Origin of the sequence: Streptomyces durocortorensis (genome assembly GCF_016901035.1) — a bacterium.
Classification (GTDB): domain Bacteria; phylum Actinomycetota; class Actinomycetes; order Streptomycetales; family Streptomycetaceae; genus Streptomyces; species Streptomyces durocortorensis.
This window is the reverse complement of the sequence record NZ_JAFEUF010000113.1, coordinates 17,695-22,443: the sequence shown is the minus strand read 5'-3', so window position 1 is coordinate 22,443 and position 4,749 is coordinate 17,695. Positions and strand designations below refer to the sequence as shown.

General features: G+C 70.8%; 4 protein-coding genes. 3 read left to right on the top strand and 1 reads right to left on the bottom strand.

The window, feature by feature from the left end; genetic code table 11:
- Positions 1-54: 54 nt before the first annotated feature.
- Positions 55-1,281 carry a THUMP-like domain-containing protein gene (locus tag JS521_RS21005; protein WP_205084491.1) on the bottom strand — a complete coding sequence of 409 codons (1,227 nt, stop codon included), beginning with the start codon at positions 1,279-1,281 and terminating at the stop codon, positions 55-57.
- Positions 1,282-1,391: 110 nt separating this feature from the next.
- Here JS521_RS21005 and JS521_RS21000 point away from each other — a divergent pair, with 110 nt between their 5' ends.
- From JS521_RS21000 to groL, 3 genes are all read left to right on the top strand, one after another.
- A complete protein-coding gene (locus tag JS521_RS21000; protein ID WP_205084490.1) occupies positions 1,392-2,348 on the top strand; it encodes a polysaccharide deacetylase family protein in 957 nt (318 codons plus the stop codon).
- 221 nt (positions 2,349-2,569) lie between these two features.
- Positions 2,570-2,878, top strand: a complete 309-nt coding sequence (gene groES, locus JS521_RS20995; RefSeq protein ID WP_003966899.1) for a co-chaperone GroES — start codon at positions 2,570-2,572, stop codon at positions 2,876-2,878.
- A gap of 98 nt (positions 2,879-2,976) precedes the next feature.
- Positions 2,977-4,602, top strand: coding sequence for a chaperonin GroEL (groL, locus tag JS521_RS20990; RefSeq protein WP_205084489.1), 1,626 nt, complete (start codon positions 2,977-2,979; stop codon positions 4,600-4,602).
- Positions 4,603-4,749: the final 147 nt, after the last annotated feature.

The window sequence follows — 4,749 nt, the reverse complement described above, 5'->3', positions numbered from 1 at the left end:
GATGAAGCTGAGCGGGCCGGGTGGGTCTGCCGGAAGGGGGGCGAAGCGGTCGGCTCAGCCCAGCGGGTGGCCGATCAGCATCGTCGGCGCTCCCGCCACCCGGGTCAGGAACACCGTCGCCGAGCCCGGCCCGCTCAGCTTCATCCGGCGGCGCAGCTCCTCCGGTTCGACCGCCGAGCCGCGCTTCTTGACGGTCAGCACGCCGATCCGACGCTCCCGCAGCAGCGCCTTCAGCTTCTTCATGTTGAACGGCAGCTGATCGGTGATCTCGTACCCGGAGACGTACGGGGAGGAGTACGGCACATCGCTCGTGATGTACGCGATCGTCTCGTCCACCAGCCGCCCGCCGCACCGCTCCACGAGGTCCGCGACCAGATGCGCCCGGATCACCGCGCCGTCCGGCTCGTACAGATAGCGCCCGACCCGCCCCACCGGTGGGGCCGGCAGCGGGGCCGGAGCGGTCAGGGTCGCCCCGGCGGGGAGCAGCGTGGCCCGGAACGCGCCGGCCGCGAAGCCCTCCCCGTACCAGAGCACCGCCTCCTTCACGTCCCCGCCGTCCGAGATCCACTCGGCCTCCGCCTCCGGGCCGATCGCCTCGTGCGGGATGCCCGGGGCGATCTTCAGCGCCGCCCTGGGGGCCTTCAGCGCGGCGGCCGTGGCCCAGGAGAGGGGCGGTGAGTACGCCTCCGGGTCGAAGATGCGGCCCCGGCCGCCGCGCCGGGCCGGGTCGACGAAGACCGCGTCGTACGGGGAGGTGTCGATCTCCGTGACATCGGCGCACCGCACCTCGACCAGGTCCCCGAGCCCCAGCGCTTCCGCGTTGGCGCGGGCCACCTCGGCGGTCAGCGGGTCGCGGTCCACGGCGAGTACGGCGATCCCGGCGCGGGCCAGGGCGAGCGCGTCGCCGCCGATGCCGCAGCACAGGTCCGCCACGCTCCGTACGCCGAGGGCGGCGAGGCGGGCGGCGCGGTATTCCGCCACCGAGGTGCGGGTGGCCTGCTCGACCCCGTTGGGCGTGAAGTACATCCGGTAGGCGTCCTCGGCCCCGAACTTGGCGACCGCCCGCTGCCGCAGCCGGGCCTGGCCGAGGGCCGCCGACACCAGCTCCGCCGGGTGCGTGCGGCGCAGCCGGGTCGCGGTGGCCAGCTCGTCGGCGGGGTCGTGGTCGCGCAGCTCGGCCAGCAGTCGCCCGCCCTCGGGGGTGCGCAGCGCGGCGAAGGCGGCGCGGGCGGGGTCGTCGGCCGAGGAGGCGGAGGGGGTCGTTGCGTTCACCCGGTCCATTGTGACCGGTGCGCCGGCGGAGGTCCCTGTGGGCCGCCCGGGGGACGGTGCCGGTCCGCTCGCGGTGTCGGAATGGGCGCACGGGGTGGCGGCTGGCAGGATGCGGCGCCATGCAGCTAGTACGACAAAACGAAAAGTCAGGCAGAAAACGGCACAGGTCGGGCGTCGTCGTGCTGGCGGCCCTGCTGGCCGCCGCCGTCGCCTCCGGATGCGCGGCGGAGGCGGGCGGCAGCGGCGCGGGCGCCCCCGGCGGATCCGCGAAGCCCACCTCGGGCCCGTCGGGCGACGCGGCGCCGCAGGCCGGGCCCGCCCCGGCCCCGGACACGTACGCCGAGACGGTCAGGAAGCAGCAGGCCGCGCGGGCGGTCGCGGCGAAGAAGTGGGGGCTCGCCAAGGTCCCGCTCGCGGCCCCCGAGCCGCCGAAGGTCAAGCCGTCCATCACCACCCGCAAGGGCTTCGAGGTCCGGAACGACAAGGGGCTCCCGCCGGTCTTCACCACCGTCCCGACCAAGGAGAAGATCGTCTTCCTGACGATGGACGACGGGGCGGAGAAGGACCCCGAGCTGCTGCGGATGATGACCGAACTGTCCATCCCGTACAGCGCGTTCGTCAGCGACTACGTCATCAACGACGACTACGGCTACTTCAGGAAGATGCAGCGGCGCGGGGTGACCATCAGCAACCACACCCTCAACCACCGCTATCTGCCCGGACTGTCGTACGCCGAGCAGAAGCGGGAGATCTGCGGCCAGCAGGAGAAGATCCTCAAGCACTACGGGAAGCGGCCCACCCTCTTCCGCCCGCCCTACGGCAACTACAACCGCGACACCCTCGTCGTCGCCAAGTCCTGCGGCATCACCGCCGTACCCCTGTGGTCCTCCGAGGCCTTCCCCGACCGCATGGAATGGCGCGAGTGGGACCGGGACCTGCACCCCGGCGACATCGTCCTCACCCACTTCCGCGGCAAGGAGGACTGGAAGGGCTCGATGCCCGACATGATCCGCCGGGTCATGAAGACCATCACGGACAAGGGGTACGCGGTGGCGAAGCTGGAGGACTACGTCTGAGCCGCGGGGGCGTCCCGGAGCGGCGCGCGGGTGGTGAATTGGCACTCCGCTTGACCGAGTGCTAATCGCGGTCATAGTCTCGGGTCTGGCACTCCCCCCTGGAGAGTGCCAGCACCACCTTGTGCGACAGGGCAGGTCCGGCACCCGCGACGACGGATCGGTCCGATCGCCACCCACTGACTGCTAAACCCCGTGAGATCTCCGAAGGGGGAGACCGGATCGTGTCGACCACCAGCTCCAAGGTTGCGATCAAGCCGCTCGAGGACCGCATTGTGGTCCAGCCGCTCGACGCCGAGCAGACCACGGCTTCCGGCCTGGTCATTCCGGACACCGCGAAGGAGAAGCCCCAGGAGGGCGTCGTCCTCGCCGTGGGCCCGGGCCGCTTCGAGAACGGCGAGCGGCTTCCGCTCGACGTCAAGACCGGCGACGTCGTCCTGTACAGCAAGTACGGCGGCACCGAGGTGAAGTACAACGGCGAGGAGTACCTCGTCCTCTCGGCCCGCGACGTTCTCGCGATCGTCGAGAAGTAATTCACCCACGTTTGCTTGTGTTCTGCGCCCCTGGCCCCCTGCGTAACAACTAGCCGGGCGGCGAGGGGCGCAGTTCATTTTGAGAGGGAACACAGCCCATGGCGAAGATTCTGAAGTTCGACGAGGACGCCCGTCGCGCCCTTGAGCGCGGCGTCAACAAGCTTGCCGACACGGTGAAGGTGACGATCGGCCCCAAGGGCCGCAACGTCGTCATCGACAAGAAGTTCGGTGCCCCCACCATCACCAACGACGGTGTCACGATCGCCCGCGAGGTCGAGCTCGACGACCCGTACGAGAACCTCGGCGCCCAGCTCGTCAAGGAGGTGGCGACCAAGACCAACGACGTAGCGGGTGACGGCACCACCACCGCGACCGTCCTGGCCCAGGCGCTCGTCCGCGAGGGCCTGCGCAACGTCGCCGCGGGCGCCTCCCCGGCCGCCCTGAAGAAGGGCATCGACGCCGCCGTCAAGGCCGTGTCCGAGGAGCTCCTCTCCACGGCGCGCCCGATCGACGACAAGGCCGACATCGCCGCCGTGGCCGCGCTCTCCGCGCAGGACCCGCAGGTCGGCGAGCTCATCGCGGACGCGATGGACAAGGTCGGCAAGGACGGTGTCATCACCGTCGAGGAGTCCAACACCTTCGGTCTGGACCTGGAGTTCACCGAGGGCATGGCCTTCGACAAGGGCTACCTGTCCCCGTACATGGTGTCCGACCAGGAGCGTATGGAGGCCGTCCTCGACGACCCGTACATCCTGATCCACCAGGGCAAGATCGGCTCCATCCAGGAGCTGCTGCCGCTCCTGGAGAAGGTCATCCAGGCCGGCGCCTCCAAGCCGCTCCTGATCATCGCCGAGGACGTCGAGGGCGAGGCGCTCTCCACCCTCGTCGTCAACAAGATCCGCGGCACCTTCAACGCCGTCGCGGTGAAGGCCCCGGGCTTCGGCGACCGCCGCAAGGCCATGCTCGGTGACATCGCCACCCTCACCGGTGCGACCGTCATCGCCGAGGAGGTCGGCCTCAAGCTCGACGGCGCCGGTCTCGACGTGCTGGGCACCGCCCGCCGCGTCACCGTCTCCAAGGACGACACGACCATCGTCGACGGCGGGGGCAACTCCGACGACGTCAAGGGCCGCGTCAACCAGATCAAGGCCGAGATCGAGGCCACGGACTCCGACTGGGACCGCGAGAAGCTCCAGGAGCGCCTTGCGAAGCTGGCCGGCGGCGTGTGCGTCATCCGTGTCGGCGCCGCCACCGAGGTGGAGCTCAAGGAGAAGAAGCACCGCCTCGAGGACGCCATCTCCGCGACCCGCGCCGCGGTCGAGGAGGGCATCGTCTCCGGCGGTGGCTCCTCCCTCGTCCACGCCGTGAAGGTCCTGGAGGGCAACCTCGGCAAGACCGGCGACGAGGCCACCGGTGTCGCGGTCGTCCGCCGCGCCGCCGTCGAGCCGCTGCGCTGGATCGCCGAGAACGCCGGCCTGGAGGGTTACGTCATCACCTCCAAGGTCGCCGAGCTCGACAAGGGCCAGGGCTTCAACGCCGCCACCGGCGAGTACGGCGACCTGGTCAAGGCCGGCGTCATCGACCCGGTCAAGGTCACCCGCTCCGCCCTGGAGAACGCCGCGTCCATCGCGTCGCTGCTGCTCACGACCGAGACCCTGGTCGTCGAGAAGCCGGCCGAGGAAGAGGCCGACGCCGGTCACGGCGGCCACGGCCACTCCCACTAGTACCTGCCGGTACGTCCAGTACCCGCCGGTACATCCAGTGCCTGCCGGTACGTCAGAGGCCCCGGGGCCCCCCCGCGGGGGGGGGGCGGGGGGGGGGGGGGGGCCGGCCGGAACGGGGCGGCAATAGGAAACGGACGCCGGGGGGGG